General features: G+C 59.2%; 18 protein-coding genes and 1 tRNA gene. 10 read left to right on the top strand and 9 right to left on the bottom strand.

The features are described from left to right. The first annotated feature begins 1 nt into the window (after position 1). Entirely contained in the window at positions 2–673 is a 672-nt protein-coding gene (locus tag VNX23_RS03085) for a uracil-DNA glycosylase (RefSeq protein WP_325627738.1), read from the top strand. A 24-nt stretch (positions 674–697) separates the two neighbouring features. Here VNX23_RS03085 and VNX23_RS03080 read toward each other — a convergent pair whose 3' ends face one another. From VNX23_RS03080 to dapA, 4 genes are all read right to left on the bottom strand, one after another. Continuing rightward, entirely contained in the window at positions 698–1,273 is a 576-nt protein-coding gene (locus VNX23_RS03080) for a peroxiredoxin (protein ID WP_325627706.1), read from the bottom strand. Between the two features lie 37 nt (positions 1,274–1,310). Continuing rightward, positions 1,311–1,784 carry an SsrA-binding protein SmpB gene (smpB, locus tag VNX23_RS03075; RefSeq protein ID WP_325627705.1) on the bottom strand — a complete coding sequence of 158 codons (474 nt, stop codon included), beginning with the start codon at positions 1,782–1,784 and terminating at the stop codon, positions 1,311–1,313. 1 nt (position 1,785) lies between these two features. Continuing rightward, positions 1,786–2,190 carry a large conductance mechanosensitive channel protein MscL gene (gene mscL / locus VNX23_RS03070; protein ID WP_325627704.1) on the bottom strand — a complete coding sequence of 135 codons (405 nt, stop codon included), beginning with the start codon at positions 2,188–2,190 and terminating at the stop codon, positions 1,786–1,788. 64 nt (positions 2,191–2,254) lie between these two features. Next, positions 2,255–3,145, bottom strand: a complete 891-nt coding sequence (dapA, locus tag VNX23_RS03065) for a 4-hydroxy-tetrahydrodipicolinate synthase (protein WP_325627703.1) — start codon at positions 3,143–3,145, stop codon at positions 2,255–2,257. A 349-nt stretch (positions 3,146–3,494) separates the two neighbouring features. Between dapA and VNX23_RS03060 the strand changes: the two genes are divergently transcribed. Next, positions 3,495–5,693, top strand: coding sequence for a lytic transglycosylase domain-containing protein (locus VNX23_RS03060; protein WP_414642941.1), 2,199 nt, complete (start codon positions 3,495–3,497; stop codon positions 5,691–5,693). A gap of 65 nt (positions 5,694–5,758) precedes the next feature. On the opposite strand, the gene VNX23_RS03055 is transcribed toward VNX23_RS03060, so the two are convergent. Beyond that, positions 5,759–6,142 (bottom strand): DUF6285 domain-containing protein, encoded by a 384-nt coding sequence (locus VNX23_RS03055; RefSeq protein WP_325627701.1) that lies wholly within the window; start codon positions 6,140–6,142, stop codon positions 5,759–5,761. A gap of 2 nt (positions 6,143–6,144) precedes the next feature. Then, complete coding sequence (locus VNX23_RS03050) at positions 6,145–7,131, bottom strand: phosphotransferase family protein (RefSeq protein ID WP_325627700.1); 987 nt, start codon at positions 7,129–7,131, stop codon at positions 6,145–6,147. Between the two features lie 594 nt (positions 7,132–7,725). Between VNX23_RS03050 and VNX23_RS03045 the strand changes: the two genes are divergently transcribed. The 5 genes from VNX23_RS03045 (at position 7,726) to VNX23_RS03025 (ending at position 13,895) form a co-directional block, all read left to right on the top strand. After that, the gene (locus VNX23_RS03045) at positions 7,726–9,006 is read left to right on the top strand and encodes an acyl-CoA dehydrogenase family protein (protein WP_325627699.1); all 1,281 of its coding nucleotides are present in this window, start codon (positions 7,726–7,728) and stop codon (positions 9,004–9,006) included. Between the two features lie 332 nt (positions 9,007–9,338). Beyond that, the gene (locus VNX23_RS03040; RefSeq protein ID WP_325627698.1) at positions 9,339–10,307 is read left to right on the top strand and encodes a glutathione S-transferase family protein; all 969 of its coding nucleotides are present in this window, start codon (positions 9,339–9,341) and stop codon (positions 10,305–10,307) included. A gap of 888 nt (positions 10,308–11,195) precedes the next feature. Next, complete coding sequence (locus VNX23_RS03035) at positions 11,196–12,023, top strand: YqaJ viral recombinase family protein (RefSeq protein WP_325627697.1); 828 nt, start codon at positions 11,196–11,198, stop codon at positions 12,021–12,023. 70 nt (positions 12,024–12,093) lie between these two features. Beyond that, positions 12,094–13,251 (top strand): ERF family protein, encoded by a 1,158-nt coding sequence (locus VNX23_RS03030; protein ID WP_414642940.1) that lies wholly within the window; start codon positions 12,094–12,096, stop codon positions 13,249–13,251. 56 nt (positions 13,252–13,307) lie between these two features. Beyond that, positions 13,308–13,895 (top strand): hypothetical protein, encoded by a 588-nt coding sequence (locus VNX23_RS03025; protein ID WP_325627695.1) that lies wholly within the window; start codon positions 13,308–13,310, stop codon positions 13,893–13,895. Positions 13,896–14,044: 149 nt separating this feature from the next. Here VNX23_RS03025 and VNX23_RS03020 read toward each other — a convergent pair whose 3' ends face one another. Then, positions 14,045–15,085: a transporter gene (locus VNX23_RS03020; protein ID WP_325627694.1), complete on the bottom strand. Its 1,041-nt coding sequence runs from the start codon at positions 15,083–15,085 to the stop codon at positions 14,045–14,047. A gap of 701 nt (positions 15,086–15,786) precedes the next feature. Between VNX23_RS03020 and VNX23_RS03015 the strand changes: the two genes are divergently transcribed. Next, a complete protein-coding gene (locus VNX23_RS03015; RefSeq protein WP_325627693.1) occupies positions 15,787–16,929 on the top strand; it encodes a tetratricopeptide repeat protein in 1,143 nt (380 codons plus the stop codon). 464 nt (positions 16,930–17,393) lie between these two features. Next, positions 17,394–17,487: transfer RNA gene (locus VNX23_RS03010), tRNA-Ser, on the top strand. Between the two features lie 219 nt (positions 17,488–17,706). Here the strand turns inward: VNX23_RS03010 and VNX23_RS03005 are convergent. Further along, entirely contained in the window at positions 17,707–17,895 is a 189-nt protein-coding gene (locus VNX23_RS03005) for a hypothetical protein (RefSeq protein WP_325627692.1), read from the bottom strand. Between the two features lie 51 nt (positions 17,896–17,946). Between VNX23_RS03005 and VNX23_RS03000 the strand changes: the two genes are divergently transcribed. After that, positions 17,947–18,771: a hypothetical protein gene (locus tag VNX23_RS03000; protein WP_325627691.1), complete on the top strand. Its 825-nt coding sequence runs from the start codon at positions 17,947–17,949 to the stop codon at positions 18,769–18,771. Positions 18,772–19,000: 229 nt separating this feature from the next. On the opposite strand, the gene VNX23_RS02995 is transcribed toward VNX23_RS03000, so the two are convergent. Next, a complete protein-coding gene (locus VNX23_RS02995) occupies positions 19,001–19,612 on the bottom strand; it encodes a hypothetical protein (protein ID WP_325627690.1) in 612 nt (203 codons plus the stop codon). Between the last annotated feature and the right edge of the window lie 598 nt (positions 19,613–20,210).

The following is a 20,210-nucleotide window of genomic DNA, read 5'->3' as shown; positions in this document are numbered from 1 at the left end:
GATGGGGGCGGCTTCCGGCTCGACCAAACCCTCCGCCGCCAGCCTGCGCGCCGAACCCGATCGCAATTGTCAGCTCTGTCCGCGGCTTGCGAGCTTCCGGGCGGCTACGCGGGCCCGCGAAGCCGAGTGGTTCAATTCGCCGGTACCCTCTTTCGGTGACGCCGATGCGCGGCTGCTGATCATCGGGCTTGCGCCGGGACTGCAGGGCGCCAACCGTACCGGGAGGCCGTTTACCGGCGACTACGCAGGCGACCTGCTCTACGCAACGCTGATCGAATATGGCTTTGCCAGGGGCGTCTATCAGGCCCGGCCCGATGATGGGCTGACATTGGTCGATTGCCTGATCTCCAACGCGGTGCGCTGTGTGCCGCCGCAGAACAAGCCGCTGCCAGCCGAAATCAACAATTGCCGGCCCTTCCTGTTGGCGACGATCGAAGCCATGCCCAGGCTGCGCTCGATTGTGACACTCGGCCGGGTCGCGCACGAATCGACCGTGAAGGCGTTAGGTCTCCGCGGCTCTGCGGCGCCCTTTGCCCATGGGGCGATTCATCAGGCAGGCCGGCTGAAGCTCTACGACAGCTATCATTGCTCCCGATACAACACCAATACGGGTGTGCTGACCCCAAAAATGTTTCGGGATGTTTTCGCGAAGGTCCGCGCCGACCTCAAATGAGCAAGGTCGGTCCGGCCGGCGCGTTCAAATCCGATTTTCCTTCAGCCATTCCAGCACATCGCTGGCATTCCGGTCGGGTGGAAACACCGGATAAAACACCTGTGTGATGCGCCCGCCGTCGATGATCAGCGCCAGCCGCTTGATCAGGGTCAGGCCGGCCACCTCCATGGTCGGCAGGCCCAACGCGCGCGTCAGCGCCAACTTCTCATCCGACAGCACTGGAAACGGCAAATGCAGCCGTGAGGCCATCTCGGCCTGATAGGCGTTGCTCTGCGTCGAGAGGCCAAAGACGTGAGCAGCGCCGACGGCCTTAAGTTCCGCGAACAAGTCGCGGAAGGAGCAGGTTTGCGGCGTGCAGCCGCGGGCGCCCGGAATCATATCCCAGTCATCGACCAAAGCTATCTTGCCGGGCTCGCCGGTCCTGGGATACGCGAACACCACGCTGCGCCCCCGCAGCGCTGACAGCGTTACCGAAGTATCGTCGGTTGCAACCAGGCTGACCGGCGGGATCTTCAGACCGACCAGATGGGTGGCGGCGCCATCGTCGATCGGCGCGGGAATCTTGCTCCAGTCGACGTCCAACAGGTTTTTCTGGTTCATCTGTGCACTCTCCGTTGGTCGTCATTGCTGTGACGTCCTATCCCCGGGCCCGCAGCAAGCGACCCTTCTCCCTGCCCCAATCGCGCTTTTTCTCGCTCTCGCGCTTGTCGTGCAGCTTCTTGCCCTTGGCCACCGCGAGCAGGAGCTTGGCCCGGCCGCGCTCGTTGAAATAGAGCTTGAGCGGGATCAGCGTCATGCCTTCGCGATCGACCGCGCCCATCAGGCGGCTGATCTGCTTCTTGTGCAACAGGAGTTTGCGAGGCCGCTTCGGCTCGTGGTTGAAGCGGTTGGCCTGCAGATATTCCGGAATGTTGGCATTGAGCAGCCAGATCTCGCCATTTTTGGAATCGGCATAGGATTCGGCGATCGTGCTTTTGCCGCTGCGCAGCGACTTGACCTCGGTGCCGGTGAGCGCAATCCCCGCCTCGACCGTGTCCTCGACGGCATAGTTGAACCGCGCCTTGCGATTTTCGGCAACGACCTTGATTGCGCGCTCGTTCTTTTCGGCCACTTTATCCCTTCTTCAGGAGGTCGCGAATTTCGGTCAAAAGCTCTTCCTCCCGGCTGAGCTTCAGCGGCGCTTCATCCCTGCGCTTGAGCTGGTTCATGGCGCGGATCACCAGAAACAGCACGAACGCGATGATGATGAAGTTCAGCGTAATGGTGAGGAAATTGCCCCACGCAAGCACCGCGCCCTGTTTTTTTGCATCCGCCAGGTTGCCTTGCGTCACCGATTTCGACAGGCCGGTGAAATAGTTCGAAAAGTCGAGGCCGCCCGTGATCGCGCCAACGATCGGCATGATGATGTCAGCAACCAGCGAATTCACGATAGCGCCGAAGGCCGCGCCGATAATGACGCCGACGGCGAGGTCGACCACATTGCCCTTCATCGCGAAGTCGCGAAATTCCTTCAGCATCTTGAACGCCCTTCTGTTCAACCTCGCGAGCCGGAGCACTCCTCAAGGGGGAACGATCTGGACTTCAGTTGATCAGCCCCGCATGCACCATCGCGCCGCGCACGGCCACGCGGGTGGGCTCGCTGACCGGCACCATTGGCAGGCGCAGCTTCTCTTCGATCTTGCCGAGCAGCGACAGCGCGTATTTCACCGGCGCCGGGTTGGACTCGATGAAAAGATTCATATGCAGCGGCATCAGCTTGTCGTGCAGCTTGAGTGCGGTCGCCAGGTCGCCCCTCTGCCAGGCGAGGTGAAACTCCGAACACAGCCGCGGCGCGACGTTGGAGGTGACCGAAATGCAGCCGTGGCCGCCGTGGGCCATGTAACCGATCACGGTGGCATCCTCACCGGAGAGCTGGTTGAAATCCTCGCCCAGCCTCGCGCGCTGCTGCGAAACGCGCACCATGCTCGCGGTCGCATCCTTGACGCCGGCAATGTTCTTGAGCTCGAACAGCCGCGCCATGGTGTCCACACTCATGTCGATCACCGAGCGCGGCGGGATATTGTAGATGATGATCGGAATTCCGATGGCGTCGTTGATCGCCTTGAAATGCTGGTACATGCCCTCCTGGGTCGGCTTGTTGTAATAGGGCGTCACCACCAGCACCGCATCGGCGCCGGCTCTCTCGGCGTGCTCGGCGAGTTCGATCGCCTCCTTCGTCGAATTGGAGCCTGCGCCCGCGATCACGGGAATGCGGCCGGCCACCTCGTCGATGCACCATTCGACGACACGCTTGTGCTCGTCGTGACTTAGCGTCGGGCTCTCACCGGTAGTTCCGACCGGCACCAGACCATGGGTGCCCTCGGCGATTTGCCAGCTCACGAGGGAACGGAACGCCGCCTCGTCAAGGGAGCCGTTCTTGAACGGCGTCACCAAGGCGGTAAAGGAACCCCGGAAATTCGTCTTGGCTGCCATGGACTTCTCTCCAAACGCGCAAGGTTTACGGCTCTGCCGCTACATGATTGACCAATCTGGTGATTCATAACGGGTATGGCGCGCTCGCGAAAGAGCAGAACCGGCCACGAGCACGCCGCACAATAAGGTGACCTTCGGACCCGGCAGGTTGGCGGCGTAATTTCGCATTTTTTCCACAAATTCAATCAAATAGACCTAAGGACGACTGCTGTCCCGTGATTCGCCGCAAAGGAATGCCGTGATCCAATCTACCCGCGCAGCCTCGTTGCGATCGACTGCCATCGTCACAACGCTGGCGATCGCCCTGCTTTCTTCGGCGTGGAAAACCGAGGCCTCCGACAAATCCAAAATTCCGCTGCCGAAGCCGCGGCCGATCGCACGCAATGTCGTGCCCAAGAACGCCGCCAAGAACGCAGAAAAGAGCGCGGACAAGAGTGTCGCCAAGGGTGCGGACAGGCATGCGGACGGGAATACGGAGAAAAGCGCAGAGAGGAACCCGGCGAAAATAGTCGCAAGAACCGCAGCCGTGACGAATGCCGCCGTGCCTGCCGCGCCAGCCGTCCCGCTCGCTGCGGCAACCCGGCGCCATGCTTCGCCAGCGGCGCAAAAGCCGGCTATTCCCGCTGCGGTCGCCGCGACCTCGTCGACCTCCCAGGCCGACAAGGACACGCTCGAAAACGTCATCGAACTCGTGCGCAAGCACAAGCCCTCCGACGCCTCGCAGGTCGAGGCGTCCATTTCCGATCCGGTGGCGCGAAAGCTTGCGGAGTGGATTATCCTGCGCAGCGACGATAACGGCGCTTCCGTCGAGCGCTATCGCGCCTTCCTCTCCGCCAATCCGAGCTGGCCTTCGCAGACTTTCCTGCGTCGGCGCCTCGAGGCTGCGCTGTGGGATGACCATCGCGACGATGCAACGGTATGGGCGTGGTTCGAGAACGAATCCCCGATATCGGGCAAGGGAAAGTTTTCGCTGGCGCGCGTCATGATCGCGCGTGGCGACAAGGCCAATGCAGAGCGCCTGGTGCGGGATGCCTGGCGCAACGATTCCATGTCGGAAGATACCGAGAATGCCGCCCTCGATCAGTTTGGGGCCTTGATCACGGCGGGCGATCATAAGGCGCGGATGGATTCTCTGCTTTACGGCAGCGAGCATGACGCGGCGATGCGGGCCGCCAAGCGGCTCGGCGGCGCCTATGTTGCGCTCGCCAGAGCGCGTATCGCGGCGTACCGCAAGGCGCCCAACACCCGTGCCCTGCTCGAGGCGGTTCCGCACGAGCTGCACAGCGATCCCGGCTACATCTTCAGCAAGATCCAGCTGCTGCGTCGCGAAGAAAAAACCGCCGAGTCCGCGCAGCTCATGATGAGCGTGCCGAAGGACCCCAACCGCCTTTACAACCTCGATGAATGGTGGATCGAGCGACGGCTGATCTCGCGCAAGCTGATCGATGTCGGCGATCATCGCACCGCCTATCTCGTTGCACGCGACGCCGCACTGCCGAGCCGCGACATCTACAAGACCGAACAGGAGTTCACCGCCGGCTGGATCGCGCTGCGCCTGCTCAATGACCCCTCGACCGCGGCGCAGCATTTCGCGCGCATCGGCGTAGGCAGCGCCAACCCTACCACGCTGGCACGCGCCGGTTATTGGCAGGGCCGCGCCGCCCAAGCCGCGGGCCGTTCGCAGGAAGCGCGCGCCGCCTACGCTGCGGCCGCGGAACAATCGACCAGTTACTACGGCCAATTGGCGCGAGCAAAACTCGGCTTGCCGCAGCTCGAATTGAACGACGCGCCGACAGCGCGCGGCCGCGCGGTGGAACGGCTCGAGATCGTCCGCGCAGTGCAACTGCTCTATGAACTCGACGAAGGTGAAATCGCGATTCCCATTTTTGCCGACATGGGCGAAAACGGCGATCCCGATGCACTGGTGGGACTGGGCCAGCTGGCGTCACGCAATAGCGATGCGCGTGCCATGCTGTTGTTGGGCAAGGCCGCGCTCAATCGCGGGTTGCCATTCGATTTTTATGCCTATCCGGTGACCGGAATTCCGCCGTTCAGATCGATTGGTCCCGAGGTCGAGCAGAGCATCATCTATGCCATCGCGCGCCAGGAGAGCGCCTTCAATCCGTCCGTGGTGTCGCCGGCGCAGGCTTACGGCTTGATGCAGGTGACGCCGGACGCCGGCCAATATGTCTGCAAGAAATATGGCGCCACCTTCGATCTCCGCCGACTGAAAACCGATCCGGTCTACAACGCAGCACTGGGAGCGGCCGAGCTTGGCGGTTTGATCGAGGATTACCGCGGCTCCTACGTCATGACCTTTGCCGCCTACAATGCCGGGCGCGGCAGCGTGAAGAAATGGATCGACCGTTACGGCGATCCGCGCGATCCAGAAGTCGACGTGGTCGACTGGGTCGAACTGATCCCCTTCTCCGAAACACGAAATTACGTGCAGCGGATCATGGAGAATCTGCAGGTCTATCGTGCGCGCTTCGGCGGCGGAACGCGGCTGCAGATCGAGGCCGACCTGCATCGCGGCAAGATCGAGTAAGGCTCTTCGGTTCGGGTACGAAAAGTCTTACGCACGGCGGAAAAACCAGCACCCGGAGAAAGACACTATGCGCCCTTGTCCCTTGCGAGCTCCCGCTTGTAAGATGCGTAGTTCGGCTGATCGACAGCAAGCTTCTCCATCGTCGTCTGCCAAAGATGCGCGGCGAGCCCGGAGGTCCTGAGATCTAACTCGCCCTTCGCAATCCGCTCGGCCAGCACGCGGTTGAGTTCCATCACCGTGCCCTTCATTCCCAGCAGATTGGTCAACCGCTCCACTTCCTCCCTGTCGCTGTCCTTTTCCAACATCAATTGCCGCGTCGCAAGATCGAGGATATTGATCGCGACCCGCAGCTTGAAAGCATGGTGGCCTGAAATAATCGGAGTGATTTCGTTGCGTAGGAAATCGGCGACTGCCCTGGTCAGCTCGATCGGTGTCGGTTCATCCTGCATGGTCAATGTCCGCGCGAAGCCAATAGCCTCAGCAAATCGATTTCTGTTTCGGACGCGCGGCGTCCGATCATCGCGCGTTCCATGGAATGATCCGGACCCTCGCGGAAACGCTGCATCATACCGCCGCACATCAGGCCCCAGCGCAGCGTGCCCATAACTTCCCAAAAACTCACCCGCGCAGGATAGACGCGGCGACCGGCCGCCTCGTAGCCCGCGAACAGCTCCTCGCGCGAGCCGAAGCCGCCGACCGGCTTGTCGATCTCGCCGAAACGCCAGGAGTTGACGCAGACCCAGCCGAGATCCTCCATGGGATCGCCAAGGTGCGCGAGCTCCCAATCCAGCACCGCCCGAACTCCGTCGCGGTCGATGACGAGATTGCCGTTTCGGAAATCGCCATGCACCAAGGTCACCTCCGTGGACACCCCGGGATCGTTGTCGCGTAGCCAGCGTAGCGCCAGTTCGAACACGGGCTTCGGCCAGTTCAGGCTTCGATAGTCGCGCTCGAATTCATCGAGCTCCTTCGCGGCAGTCATGCGGCGCAGCTCAGGCAATTGCGTGTCCGGCAAACTGTGAATGCCGGCGAGCACACGGCCGAGCTGATGGGCTATTCTCGGCCTCGCGTCGGCAAATTCCTCCTCGCGCAAAATCTTGCGCGCGATGGTCTCGCCATCCACCCGCTGCATGATGAAGCCCGTACCGAGGTTATCCTCGGTCGTCAGCACATGCAGCACTCGTGGTGACGGTAAGCCAGCGTCGAACGCCAGCTGCATAAGTTTGGCTTCAGCATTGAGTCCCGCCGCGCGGGACGGTGCCGCGCCATAGCCCTTGGGCGCCCGACGCAGAATCGCACCGAAGTTCCCTTCCGGATGCACGATGTCGAAGCGCCAGGTTTCCTGACTGGCCCCGCCGGAAAGTTTCTCTGCATCGGCGACTCCAATCGCACCGGGAAACCAGGAGCCAACGCCACGAGCGAGTTTTTCCTCCATCATCCTCTCTCGACTGGCGGCGGGCCGCCGGCAGAGCGGGCCGATGGCATCACCATGGTGATAGCGCCCTTACGCTTCATTCGGGTAAATTTCAGCTCCATTTTGCTCCCGCCCCGGTTTCCGCAACCGCAACGAGGAAAATCGGCACTTTATCCGCTACGACCACCCGGTATCATCGAAACGCGCAAGGCGCCAGTGTGGCGACTCTGACGTTCCTTTCATTTTTGCTGCGACCTCGTCAAAGGAACGTCAGAGTCAGAGCCACACTAGAATCCAATATTTGCTAGTGCGGCGAATTTGAACTTGCTATCGGTATCGCGGCAAGTTCGTGATAGGAACTTCAAATTCAGAGCCGCACTAGAATTAAAAAGTTGCTAGAGCTCCTTTGATTCCGAAGTTCGCATCAGAGGTCGCCGCGTTAGCTTGCGAACTTCGGAATCGGAGCTCTAGCGTCCCTTTGGTTCTGACATTCGTAAACGAACTCGCCGCGATAGGATACGAATGTCAGAACCGGGACACTACTTGACTCACGCGTCGGCTTCTCGCCTAAAATTAATCTGAACGAAAACCCCTTCTCATGCTTCGTGGGAGACCGCCTTGGATTTTTCGCTGCCGCCCAGTCTTGCCGCCTATCTCGAGGAACTCGACCGATTTATCGAGCGCGAAATCAAGCCGCTGGAGGAAACCGACGACAACATTCGGTTCTTCGACTATCGGCGCGAATGGGCTCGCACGGATTACGAGGGCGGCGGACTGCCCCGACCCGAATGGGAAGCGCTGCTGCGCAAGGCCAAGGACCTCGCCGATGCCGCCGGTCATCTGCGCTTTGCTTTGTCCAAGCGTTATGGCGGCAAGGACGGCTCCAACCTCTGGATGGCCGTGATCCGCGAGCATTTTGCATCCAAGGGCCTGGGCCTGCACAACGATCTGCAGAACGAGCATTCCATCGTCGGCAATTTTCCCATCGTGACTATGCTCGACCGCTACGGCCGCGAGGACCAGAAGGAGATGATCAACGGCTCGATTACCGGAAAGTACCGCATAACGTTCGGCTTAACCGAGCCATATCACGGCTCGGACGCCACTCATATGGAGACGCGGGCAATTCCGGCCACGCGCGGCAACTTCAAAGGCTGGCTCATCAACGGAGAGAAGATGTGGACGACCGGCATGCACACCGCCACGCATTGCGCACTATTCGCGCGCACCTCAGGCAAGGACGGCGATGCGCGCGGCATCACCTGTTTTCTGGTGCCGGCGAATAGCGCCGGCGTCAGGGTCGAGGAGTATCTGTGGACCTTCAACATGCCAACCGATCATCCGCGCGTCAGCTTTACCGACGTGTTCGTGGCAGAGGATGCCCTATTCGGCGAGGTTGGAAGTGGACTGTCGCTCGCACAGTGCTTCGTCCATGAGAACCGGATTCGCCAAGCGGCGAGTTCGCTGGGTGCTGCGGTCTATTGTATCAAGGAAAGTGTCAAATACGCACGCGAGCGCAAACCCTTCGGCCGGCCGCTGGCTGAAAACCAGGCGATCCAGTTCCCGCTGGTCGAGCTCGCGACCCAAGCCGAAATGTTGCGCCTTTTGATCCGCAAGACGGCCTGCGAGATGGACGAGCTCAGCGAACAGCAGATCGAGCGAACGCTCTCCGATAAGGTCTCAATGTGCAATTATTGGGCAAACCGCCTGTGCTGTGAAGCCGCCGATCGCGCCATGCAGGTCCATGGCGGCATGGGCTATTCACGTCACAAGCCGTTCGAGCACATCTATCGCCACCACCGCCGCTACCGCATCACCGAGGGCAGCGAGGAGATCCAGATGCGAAAGGTGGCGGGATTTCTGTTCGGCTACATGGGTGCTGAAATCCCGAGGAAATAGATGGGGGCTCGATGCGGTCCTGTCACCGGAAATTAGCCGGCGGGGCGTCCATGTGCTCAGCATTAATTCGGGCGAAATGATTGCACAGCTTTGGCCACGAAAAATCCCCCTTCCGACATCCTCGAAAGGGGGAATCTTGTCGTGTTAAAAGCTATGCGTCAGCGCTTTGGAAACCGGTTTTCCCTTAGCCAACAAACGCGGAAGGCGCTTGCGTGGAGATCATGCTTGAACAAAGAGATGAGATCATGATGCAACCAATCGCATCATGATCTAGAATGGGCTCGAGCGGTGGATTTTCCCCGGCGGCAACCTGACGAAGCAAGAGACTTGAGATGGGAATGCTGGTCGACGGCGAGTGGCGCGACGTCTGGTACGATACAACGGGTACTGGCGGCCGCTTTGAGCGCAAACCCAGCACCTTTCGCAATTGGGTGACAAACGATGGCGCGGCAGGTCCGACCGGGGCGGGTGGCTTTCCGGCCGAACCGGGACGCTATCACCTCTATGTCAGCTTGGCCTGTCCCTGGGCGCACCGGACGCTGATCATGCGGCGGCTGAAGGGACTGGAAAGCGCCATCTCGCTTTCGGTGGTGCACTGGCACATGCGCGAGCGCGGCTGGACCTTCACTCCTGGCCCATGCGTGACGGGCGATCCGATCAACGGCGCGGAAACACTGAGCCAGATCTATGTTGCGGCGGATCCGCACTACACCGGTCGCGTTACGGTGCCGGTCCTTTGGGACAAGGTGCGTCGCACCATCGTCAACAACGAATCCTCCGAGATCATCCGAATGTTCAACAGCGCCTTCAACGGCATTGGGGCGGCATCGGACGACTACTACCCTGCGCCCTTGCGAGCGGAGATAGACGCGCTCAATGAGCGCATCTACAGGGAAGTCAACAATGGCGTATACCGCGCTGGCTTTGCCACCACGCAGACCGCCTATGAAGAAGCCGCCGTGACGCTGTTTGAGGCGCTCGATTGGCTGGAGGGGCGGCTCTCAAAAACACGCTTCCTGACTGGCGACCGGCTCACCGAAGCCGATATACGGCTGTTCACCACGCTGGTGCGGTTCGATGCCGTGTACCATGGGCATTTCAAGTGCAACCTGAGGCGCATCGCCGATTATCCGGCGCTCTGGCGCTTTACCCGAGATATCTACAGCCTGCCAAAAGTTGCGGAGACGGTTAACCTCGACCACATTCGGCGGCACTACTACGAGAGCCATACGAACATCAATCCGACAGGTGTGGTGCCGCTCGGACCGGTCATCGACTTCGCGGTACCAGCACCTGTCTGAGCGGGTAGCTTGAGTTCACGCAGCCGACATCAGCAGGCATGCATGCTATGCGGTCTTGTTCGCCCGTAGCGAACAGTCGCGTGACCGGTGGCCAGCGCTTGCCGAGGATTGTGCAGCCTCTTTCAGCCGGTCATTGCCGTGGCGGGATCGCAAAGAAACCGGAAGTCGGATGATCCCGTTTCGTACGGGAGTCACCTGAGAGCTTTAAGTTGCCCGGACCCGACATGGCCGAGTCTCGTCAATGTATCAGCGGGCTGAAAAACCTACCAACATGATTCCAAAGCAGAAAATTGGCTTCGTTTTGCAAAAATAGCTTTCTATAGGGCAATGAAGCCGGTGCTCCTCTATTTCTCTTTGGCAGCGGGCTTTTAGCCATTTGCAGGAGGGGCGCTTTTTTGCTGCGCGTGCAAATGCTCAATCGCTTCACTGGCTTAAGGAGCGGCAGGATTATTTGCAGGGGCCACAAGCAGGTATCGCAGCTTAACTCAACGAGCACGTCGGTGTTCTGGACTGCGGCGGAATCGCAGCGGAACCTATTTCCGTTTCATGCCATGACTTCGACTTGGCCTTCGAAGCCGGACGCCCTCCCCACCCCCGTTTTTTTCGATAAAAATAACTCCCGCTCGTTCAAGTGCGGCCTTCATTGCGAGTACCGCATCCTCCGAAACCTGTCGCCGCTCCCTTTCAAAATCGACAACTGTAGAAAGGCCTAATCCCGCGTTTTGGGCGAGGATTGACTGATTGATCTCCAATAAAGCTCGAGCGGCTCGTGACTGGGCCGGCGTCATCGGAATATCAACAAATATTGTTGACATGGCCTAACCATTCGAGTATCAATAATTATTGTTGATGACGAAGGGCGTGTTACTTTAGGGTGTTTGCAAAAAAATGACTTCGGCAGATGAGATACCCGATTCCCGCAATCGTCGCTCTTTTATTGGCGGCTCCGACGCCCGGACCATCATGGGCGAGGACGAGGCGGCGCTGGTCCGTCTTTGGCGGGAGAAGCGCGGCGAGGTCGAACCCGAGGACCTTTCGGGCGACCTCCTGGTCCAGCTCGGCAGCGTTACCGAGCATCTGAACCGGCGCTGGTACGAAAAGAACACCGGCCACGCCGTCACGGAGGTACAGCGGCAGGTGTTTCATGCCGTACACCGCTGGATGGCAGCAACCCTCGACGGCAGGATTGAGGCCACCGGCGCCGTGTTCGAAGCCAAGTTCATGCTGCCGTGGAATTTTTCGGAGGAAGCGGCTGCCGAAAAACACATGGCGCAGTTGCAGCACAATATGTGGGTCACGGCGTCGCGGACGGCGGTGCTGTCCATCATCACCGGCGGCGGCAAATGGGTGGAGATCGCGATTTCAGCCGATCCGCTCTACCAGCACCTGCTGCTGACCGCAGAACGGAAATTCTGGCGTTGTGTCGAAAGCGGTGAGCCCCCTCACCTCTTCGGCGTCGAACCACCTCGGCCGAGGGTTGAAGCTGTGAGGACCGTCGACATGAGCGGGTCGAACGCGTGGGCGGAGTTTGCAAACCTCTACCGGGTGACCCACGACGCGGCGGTTGACCATGGCCGCGCCAAGGCTGAACTGAAGGCCTTAGTGCCTGAGGACGCCAGAGAGGCCTCAGGTCATGGGCTGCGGGCCAAACGATCAAAATCCGGCGCCATCAGTTTCGAGGTTCTAGCAGCGGAGGCCAGCCATGCAACGCTCTAGTGAAAGCATCGGAGCGCTCGCGGCAGCGCTGGCCAAGGCGCAAGCCGAGATCCAAAACCCGGAAAAATCCTTGACCGCAACCATCGTCTCCCCCTTCCCACGCGAGGCGGTGCGGAGCTTTCGCTATGCGTCGCTGTCGTCGGGGCTCGATTTGGTCCGCAAATGTCTGGGCCAGCACGAGATCGCCACCGTGCAGGCCACCGCCATCGACGGCAAGAGCGGCCTGATCCGGCTGACCACCACGCTGGTCCACGCCTCCGGCGAATGGGTCTCCTCCGACTGGCCGGTCTGCCCGGTCAGCGAAACGGCCGCGCCGCATCGGTTAGGGGCCGCCCTCACCTACGCCCGCCGCTATGCCCTGTTCACCCTGGTGGGGATTGCCGGCGAGGATGACCTCGATGCGCCCGACATTTTGCCAGCAGGTGGCCTATCCGGCTCCCAAGATCGACCGCTGAGGCCCTGTCAGGAAGGTGGAGGCACGCAAGCCGCTGGCCGGCCGCTGCACGCTGCGGAAAAGCGAGCCCGATCGGAAAGGTCGAGGCCACCAACTTTGTCGGCTGAAGCATCGGCTGATCTACGTCGGCGGCTGGCCTCAGAGATTGAGCAGCTCGAAGACACCGGGGTTCTCGCCAGCTGGGCCCACAATGGCCTGCCCCTGAAAAACCAGCTTTCAAAGGCGGACGCCCAAGCGATCGAGGATGCCTTCACCACCAGGCTGAACCAGCTCGAGAAATTTGGGCTGACCGCACCCAAACATCAGGATGCCAATGGGCAGGGCAACCAGCCATCACAGGTCGATCCTGCCGAGCAGACGGTCACGGTCATCAGCAAGCCCGTGCGCGAACGCGATCGCGAGCATCTGAGGCTCGTAGCCGCTCAGCCTTGCCTCGTCTGCGGCCGCACCCCGTCGGATCCCCACCACATCAAGTTTGCCGAGCAGCGCGCGATGGGGCGGAAGGTCAGCGACCGCTTCACCGTTCCTATCTGCAGGCTGCACCATCGCGAACTTCACCGGCGGGGCAACGAGCGCGCCTGGTGGCAGAAACAGGGAATCGATCCTCTGGTCATTGCCGCGAGCCTGTGGGCAATGACGCATGCGGCAACGCCAACGACAGGGCTCGCAGCCGACATCGAACGGCCGGCCAACGTCAACGGAAGCAATTCCGGCGCGGTCGTCCGGCTTCAAATTGACGAAACGAAGCCAATTCTTGGCCCGGACGCAGAATGACATCGTTCCGGCAAATCCAAGCCAACCGCCGCAATGCGCAGCACAGCACCGGACCTGTGACCGAGGAAGGCAAGGGAACGTCGCGACAAAATGCCGTTCGTCATGGGCTCACCGCGGAAACGGTGATCGATGCGCTGGAAGATGCCGAAGACTATGCGGCCTTCGAAATGGCCATTACGGCCGACTATGACGCGCAATCGGCGGTCGAGAGAGAACTGGTGCTCAGATTGGCGAGCATGTTATGGCGGCTGCGTCGCGCTACCGCGATCGAGAGCGGCCTGTTCAAGATCCAGGCCCGACAACTGCTGCAATGCCGGCAGCAAAGAAAGGCGTATCAAAAGCGCCCTAATGTCGTCGACGGCATGTACCGGGATACGGTCGGGACCGAAGACGAAACGCGACAGAATGAGATTGACCGCGCGGGCGGTGTCGATATTGGCTTACAATCGACCACGGTGCCGGCTGATCAATTTGACAAGGTCACGCGCTCCTTTGTCCATCTGTCAAACCTGCCGACCTATCCGCTCGATCGGTTGAGCCGCTATGAGGCCACGCTGTGGCGGCAAGCTTGTCAGATCCTATTCATCTTGCAGTGTCTCGAGCGACGGAAACCTTGGGCGGGACTCTGGCGGGGCGGTCGGTAACAAGTGCCTCAATCGAAAAGAGTTGTTTCACTATCGACCTGCCGTTGCGCTGCTTCCGACTTAGGTGACGATCTGGCCAAATAAAATCCCCCTTCCGACATCGTGTCGAAAGGGGGCTTTTCGTTGCTTTAGAACTTATGCGTCAGTTCCTACTTGTGGATCATTGGCGCCGCCGCCGGCGGCGTCGGATTCCACAGTGCATAGCTCAGCGTTCCAAAGACCGTCATACCCCGGGTGATCAGAGAGACGTCGGTCGTGGCCCCCAGCGCCGCGGCGGCCGAGTTAGAGGCCTTCGCAAAGACCTCCTGCGTCGCCCACACCGAAAAGCTCGCCGGACCGAAGTTGTATTCGATCAGGCCGCCGACGGCGAACAGTTGGAACCTCGAGGCATTCCCCAAAGTGCCCGCCGGATAGAAGGCGGTGCAGACGCCGATCGGGCACTTGTCGTTTGAAACCTGCGCGACGTAATAGCCGACAGGCCCGAACGTCCACTTTCCGAGGGTATAGGTGGCGGTTAGGTCTGCATGGAAAATGTCACCGGTGGTGTAGTTGGTTCGGGTGTTCGCGGTGTTGATCTCAAGAAACATAGCAGAGGTGAGATTCCAGCCGCCCCCTAAATATGAAAGGAACAATTCGGGGTTGAAAGTCGTGAAAGGTGCGCCGACGTTGGCGAGGCCAGTCGGGCCCTGAATGGTGCCGGTCGGAACATACATATTCAAGCCGGTCTTCACCCCAAAGCCGGTACCCGCTATCTTGGTCCAGCTCAATTCATTGATGATGAAGGTGCGTACAACCCCACTATTGGCGCTTGGAACGGCCGGGTTGATGACGCTGAGCGGCCCGCCTATGCTAAACATTTCGAACGGCTGCCCGATGATAAAGTCGTAGTTCCCACCGAGGAAGGTCCAACCGGGAACGAAAAGGAAGGCCTGCACGTCGACTGCAGCCTGGACGGCGTTATGGTTACCAAGCGGGATGTTCTGGGTGCCGGGACCTGACAGGTTGGTCTGATAGGTGAACACCTGGTTGATCATGTAGATGCCCGGCGGCGGCACGCCGGCGCTGGAGCCAATCAGTGCGCCCGGCTTCTGAGACCAGCCCGGGTATAATGCTTCATACGCGTTTGCCGGCGAGAACGCGAAGGCGGCCACACCTGCTGCTGCAAGAAGAGCCTTGATGTTCGATCTCATGTGGTCCCCCTAACAAGTCCTGTGAAATTCGAGCCCGTCTTGTCCTTCCGGGCCCCCCAAAAATTCGCCGCAAAGTCTCGCCGGCTACGTCCCCGCGCGGCGAATCCAATGCCTATTCATGTCGCGAGAGTTGCCGGTTAACCAAGCAAAGGCAATTTAAACTTGGCTTGTAAAAAGCTGTGATGGTCCTTTTTCTTAAAGGTGTTGCAAATCTGCAAATACGGCTGATCAAAAATACCTTCGGTCAAGCCGAAATAGTATCTATGCCTCTGACTCCCAAAATATTTCACTACATAATTACCGCTGCGCAAAGTGGGCGAATATTTTTTTCTTATAATGAGGGAAAAAATACTATGTTACAATGTATGGTAGAGGCGATAAAACTCGCGAGTGAGAAATCCATGCATCGCGAGAACCACTACTTGCCGTAACGTTTGCGTCGTCGACCAAAATTCCAAGCTTCCCCAGCCCTGCCTCGAATTGAAGCAAGCGCATCCCTGCAGGTGGCGGATTTCACGCCAGCCAGGGTCTGCCTCCTCTGCAAATGCAAAATGACGCCATCTTCGGCATGCACACGCCGACGCCGAAGTGATGTTTGATGGTCCTCGCCGGCTCTCTTCAAGGATATTGCCGATCGCTTGCCTGACGACGTAGGTAGTCAGGACCGTAACCAACTGGCGGGGGCCAGGACTGGAGGGAAGATGCGTATTTCGGTGCTCCTCGCAAGTTTCGCCGTACTGATAGCCCTGTCGGGTCCGGCGCGGGCCGACAGCCAAAATGATCTCGAAGCTTGCAAATTTGTTGGGCAGTTGGGAAAGGCCAGCGAAAGCATCGCGGCTTGTGACCGTGTGATCAAGGATCCCAAGGCGAACGCACAGGACCGCTCGGCCGCGCTGAGCAGCCGATGCGGATGGTGGTGGACCAAGCAGGATTTCGACCGTGCCTTGTCGGACTGCAGCGAAGCCATCCGTCTCTACAGCGGCAACCTCGGCGCTTACCTTAATCGAGGCAATGCCTATTTGAGCAAATCCGATCCCGAGCACGCTCTTGGCGATTTCGATGCCGCCCTTCGCCTCGATCCCAAAAGCGCCTGGGCCTATGCGGCCCGAGGCAACCTCTACAGGAACAAGGGCGACCTCGATCGTGCCCTTGCCGATCTGAATGAGGCGATCAGTCTCGACCCAACTTATGCGCTGGCACTGTTCTCGCGCGGCGACTTGTACAGGAGCAAAGGCGATTTGAGCGGGGCTATGGCCGACATGAACGAGTCGCTTCGGCTCGATCCCAACTATGCCCCGGCTTACTTCACCCGCGGCCGTCTGTCCAACATTCTCGGCAATAGTCCGGCGGCAATCGAAGACTTCACGAAATCGATCCGTCTCGATGCCGAAAATGGTGCGGCCTACTTCAATCGGGGTGTTGCGTATTACGTCGTTGGCGGCCGTACTGCGGACGCTGCGGCCGATTTCAGGAAGGCTCTCGAAATCAACCCGAAGGATGCCTATGCCGCGCTCTGGCGCGATCTCGCCGAGCGGCGCAACGGCGCGCCTAGCCATCTGGCGGAGGCGGCCAAGCAGTTGGATATGACGGTGTGGCCGGCGCCGGTGATCCACCACTTCCTCGGCGAAGCCAACGCCGAACAGACCTTCGCCGCGGCCTTCGACACCGATCCGAAGACCAAGCAGGCACAGACCTGCGAGGCCAATTTCTATACCGGCGAATTTGCGCTCTTGAATAAAAACCGGAAGGAGGCCCAGCGCCTACTCAAGCTTGCAGCCGACGAATGCCCCCCAAACTTCGTGGAATCTGCCGCCGCGGTTAGGGAACTGATCATCCTGAAGTGAGATCGTACGCCGCATCGAGCGAGGCGTGACGTTAAGGAACTTCATGGTGATGAAGAGAAGGGGCTTCTCAAGCGAGGTCCGCTGGCGCCTGTGCCCGTGGGTGCTGAGCAGGTCCCCCATGTCCCCAGATATGTCCCCCCGGGACACTGCTCAGCATCTTAGCGCCCTCGCCCCTTCCGCTCGAAAGCGGAAAATTCCAGCGAACCACCTAAGAACGGGACGACTTCAGGTGCCCCCCTCCGTCGCGACGAGGAAATTACCGAAGCTCCCGGCGCGCGCAATATAAAGGCGGCCTCCGGCAGGGTTCCGAAGGGATGATTTCCAAAAGCTGTTGCACAAAAGGCACGCAAACCTCACCTGAAGCCGAAATCCGACGCACCGACAAAGTCGAACAGCGTCGGAATCGGGCGATCTGGAATCTGCTGCTTGCGGCTTGCGCCCTCCTCGGGCATATCCGCCGCAACGGAGCTGTGGCCGAGTGGCTGAAGGCGGCGGTTTGCTAAACCGTTATAGGGTTGTAAAGCCCTATCGAGGGTTCGAATCCCTCCGGCTCCGCCAGTCATCTTGCCAAGCATCTGATTTTATAGAACATTGTGAAGGCGAGTAACGTTTGGTCCCCAAGTAAGTCCCCAAATCAGGCTCACCAGACCCGAAAACCCGCCAAGACTGATTGACAGCTTTCAGCAAGCGACCAACGCAGTCGGTGGGGGCGGCTTCCGATCCCCGAGTCGGACGGTATTGATGCCGCATGTTGAAGTACGCAGCGGGAGAACCCGATCACCAGGTGTCTGGTTCGCGCGGCGTTGTCGGCACCTTCCACAAGGTCAGCAAGAAGTACATGCCGTTATATATGTTGCGGAGTTTCAATTCCGGCACAACAACAGGGAGAACGCTGATATCTTTGGAGCAGCGATAGCGCGTTGCTGAGACGTCGATCCCCGGGGCGGCGAAGACGTTCTCAGACAACGTGACATACGGAAATTCTTGATAGGCCTCGCGATATTCGGAGCAATGACGTTGGCTGAAGAACCAAAAAAGGAGCCAAGCGAAGAAAATTCCGTTCCCGAAAATGAACCCGACTACGGATGGGACGATAAGAATTCGATCGTCCCTTCTCAATCCCAGTATCCACACTGCTATGCAAACAATAGCGATTATCAGGCTGATGAGCGCCGCTATTGGCGCCATCAAGTTTGGGCACTCTGGAGCAGCGTTGGAATAGCCGTTGCCACGCTCCTATTTGTTGTACTTGGCGCTTACACTGCTTTTTGTGCCTTCAAAGAAACTCAGCGACAGGCCAATGCGGCTGTTGATGCCAATAAAATTTACCGTGCAACAATGGAGGCTTCCAACCGCGCGTGGCTGGGTCCAATGTCCGTCGATTTCCTTAAGCCGATTGACGCTGACGATGGCCCCCTCGTTATCGCGACATACCAAAACGTTGGAAGATTCCCGGCCCTCAACTCCAAAACAACCCTGTCTCTCACATCGATAGAGTTGGACAAAAAAATCACTGGCCCGCACGTTTGGCCGGAAAGTAAGCAGTGGCCCGCTGTTGACATAGAATTGCGGACCTCGTGCCTCTTGAATCAGTCGATCATGGGCGGGGCCACTATTTATCCAAATGCTAGTAATATCGGCTCTAATGCGGTCGCGGGACCAACTATCCCAATTGATAAGACTGGCATACAGGCCGGTACGCATCTGCTGATCGCTCGGGGATGTCTCGTCTATCAGACATTCGAGGAAACGCACTGCACCATCTTTTGCCAGTTCGCCACGAACGTTCGAAACGGCAAATGGGAGTGGCTTACCTGCCCCGTTGGAAACTTGGCCCAATGAGATCGTTGCAATCAACAAAAGCAATGCACGGCCTCTCGTGAGGCGGCCCACGACCGTGCGACCTGCCGGATAGGCAATCTCGCGCCATTTCGAAATATGCGAAAATCCCGAAGCACAAAAGGTAGTCTAAGCCGGGATATCCGTTCGGATGGGTCTTGAAGGGTCTGGCTTCGCCGGAAGCATCTCGCTATGAACCGGGAGTTCTGATTTCGCTGGCGTCACTACGCGCTCAAGTCGCCGCCGCAGTCTTCCGCTTGCGTCGCCACCAGCCGAGAACGACGCCGCCTGCAATAATTAGCCCGGGCAGGCCAGTACCCACGCTTGGACCGGGAACGGGAATTATCGCGGGCGATGACCACGATCCAGGCGTATTACTTAACTCGTCAAAATGGCACGTCACATTGTTAAAGCAAGCGAACTGGTCCTGCGCCCCACCCTGGACCGCCCCGTTGGTGAAAAGCCCATAAAGAAGCGTGGGAGATGCATTTGGAACTGTTTGTTGAATTGATAGATCCCAAGTCGCTATCTGCCCTGCCGCATCTAACGATATAAATCCTTGCGAATGAATATCCGGTGTCTGAGTGGATGTTAGTGACAATAGTAAAATATTAGAGGCGTCAAAGACGGACAACGTAAAAACAGAGATGGTGTCGTTGCCCGTCCCATAGTTGTATTGGGTTCCGGCCGAGCATGTGGTGCAACTCAATGTAACTGAGGCAGTGATGTAATCCCCCACACGGCCTATCGCAGACAGCGAATTGCCTGTGTAGGTGAATATTTCGTCGGCCAAGGCTCCCGCTGGCACCGCGGCGAGAACAGACAAACCGATCGCCGTACTCAAAACGGCGGCTCGTGGTAGACGCAAGCATTTAAGCATGATCACCCCCCCATACTTGGACGATCAGGCAATCAAACCTGCAATCTTGAGTCAACCCAACGGAATCGGTAGGCCACAAGGATTCGTCGTCGCATCGCGGCGCCCCAACGATTGGCCTTGGGGGGACAAAGGGATCGGCGACGGGCCGTGTCTGCTTCCTGGCCACCCCAGAGGGTTGGCCGATGATCGATTAAGCTCTCGGCGAAATGTTGGCCAGCTGCCAAGCCCGAGCTGAATCGTGAGAACCGCGTTTTCGAGTAGCGCGCTCATTCCGCCGCCTCCATCTCGCGCGCAACGGCCGGCGCCAGTGCCTCGGCGAGCAGGCGGCGGCGGGTGGCGGCGGTGCCGCGCTATTGCAATCAAAAGGCGGACATCTCGGCGCGTCAATCGAAGCCCTACGCGCCGCGAAGAATATTTGGCGCCTGTTAGCCGGCTGGCAACACATGCCAGGAGGTTGAGGCGGTGCCGAGATCAGGGCGCGGGGCTTCGGTCCCCCCTCGTTCGGCCAGCGATGGTCATAATTGGCCCGCAATGATCGAGGAACGATCATGCATGGGTAACA

The organism is Bradyrhizobium sp. (genome assembly GCF_035570375.1).
GTDB lineage: Bacteria > Pseudomonadota > Alphaproteobacteria > Rhizobiales > Xanthobacteraceae > Bradyrhizobium.
This window is presented reverse-complemented; position numbering and strand designations above follow the sequence as displayed.